Source organism: Acidithiobacillus sp. TH-A36 (assembly GCF_057473445.1).
Map to the genome: position 1 here is coordinate 1 of NZ_JBYCKP010000623.1, position 1898 is coordinate 1898.

A 1898-nucleotide genomic window follows, 5' to 3' on the forward strand; every position below is an offset into this window, starting at 1 on the left:
ATGTGTTGCTGGTCGGTCCACTGCCAACACCAGCCATTGCCTATTTGACGCGTACCCTGCGTGCGGACGCCGGAATTGTCATCAGCGCTTCGCATAATCCCTATCAGGATAACGGTATCAAGTTTTTCTCGGGAGACGGCTATAAATTGCCCGATGCCCAGGAGGAAGCCATTGAAGCCTGGATGGATCGGCCAATGCTGGTTTCTGATTCCGAACAGCTTGGTAAGGCGCGCCGCGTAGAGGATGCAGCAGGTCGGTATGTAGAGTTTTGCAAAACCACCTTTCCCGCCAACCTGGACTTGCGTGGCCTGCATCTGGTTGTGGATTGTGCTCACGGTGCCAATTACAAGGTGGGCCCCATGGTATTCCGGGAGTTGGGCGCACAATTGACTTTGCTCGGTGTGGAACCCAATGGCATCAATATCAATGCCGGAGTCGGTTCGACCTGTCCGGAAAGCCTGCAGGAGCAGGTGCGCAGCAGTCGGGCTGACCTTGGTATTGCTTTTGATGGTGATGGTGATCGACTTATTTTGGTGGATGGGCAGGGCGCGCTGCTGGATGGCGACGAACTCATCTGGCTTTTGGCCCGCGACATGCAGCAGCAGGGTATTTTGTCTGGCGTGGTCGGTACGGTCATGAGTAATCTGGCCCTTGAGCAGGGCCTTGCTGAATTGGGAGTGCCCTTTGTGCGTAGCGCCGTCGGCGATCGCTATGTTCTTGAAGCCATGCAGCAGCACGCCTTCCCTCTGGGTGGCGAATCATCGGGGCATATTATTACGCCGGCCAATACCACGGGGGATGCGATTCTGGCTGCTTTGCGTGTGCTGGCCATTATGCGTAAATCCGGCAAAAGCCTGAAGACATTACGGGAAGGCTATCAGCCCTATCCGCAGGTCCTGATTGGCGTACGTCTGGCAGATGCACGACGTTTGCTGGATCATCCCGCAGCCCAAGAACGGGTTGCGGCCGCAGAGCATGAACTGGCGGATCAAGGGCGGCTACTGGTGCGGCCATCAGGTACAGAGCCATTGTTGCGGGTCATGGTCGAGGCCGTGTCAGTAGACCTGGCTGCGCGGGTTGCCGAGAAGCTTGCCAAAGAACTCAGTGATCTGGCGCCCGGATAAAATCAGAAAATGCAAAATTGACCGCTTCGAGTGGAGTCTTTACACTCGGTCGCACATTAGACGATCATGACATATAGCTGAACAAGGAAGATTTGATTTGCGTCCCATCATGGTTGCAGGAAACTGGAAGATGAATGGCCTCAGTGCCGATGCCGTGCATCTTACCCAAGCCATTCTCAGCGCCGATCTGGAGCAGATGCGTCCTGAAGTGGTGCTGTTCCCGCCGTATACCCTTTTGCACGCGGTGACTCAGGAAGCAAAGGGAACCGCTTTGCGTTGGGGGGGGCAGAACTTGTTCTGGGAACCCAATGGGGCCTATACCGGAGAAATTTCGGGTGCAATGCTTCGCGACATGGGTTGTCGCTATGTTTTGGTAGGACATTCGGAAAGACGGCAGATTTTTGCGGAAACGGACGAACTGGTGGCCCGCAAGGTGAAAGCGGCGCTGTCATCGGGCCTGATACCCGTGGTCTGTGTGGGTGAGAGCGAAGCTGAGCGCGCCCGGGGCGCTACCGAACAGGTTCTGCAGCGTCAGGTAGAGGCGATATTGCCTTTGCTGAATCTGGAGTCCAACCAGCCTAACCTCATCATTGCCTACGAACCCATCTGGGCCATTGGCACCGGGCAAAGTGCCAGTCCGGAACAGGCCCAGGCCGTACATGCTTTTATTCGTAAGCTGGTGGCAGGGCATTCCAGCCAGTTGGCCAAGCGCCTGATTCTGTTGTACGGAGGCAGCGTCAAGGGCAACAACGCAACGGCGCTGTTTGAGCAGGA

2 protein-coding genes are annotated in these 1898 nt (G+C 56.1%); both read left to right on the forward strand.

Going from position 1 to position 1898, the window contains the following annotated elements; all coding sequences use genetic code 11:
- A partial coding sequence (gene glmM / locus AC2VLY_RS15625) for a phosphoglucosamine mutase (protein ID WP_486922595.1) occupies positions 1–1124 on the forward strand: 1124 nt, incomplete at its 5' end.
- Between the two features lie 130 nt (positions 1125–1254).
- Positions 1255–1898, forward strand: a 644-nt coding sequence (gene tpiA, locus AC2VLY_RS15630; protein ID WP_486922596.1) for a triose-phosphate isomerase, incomplete at its 3' end; no start/stop codon positions are given.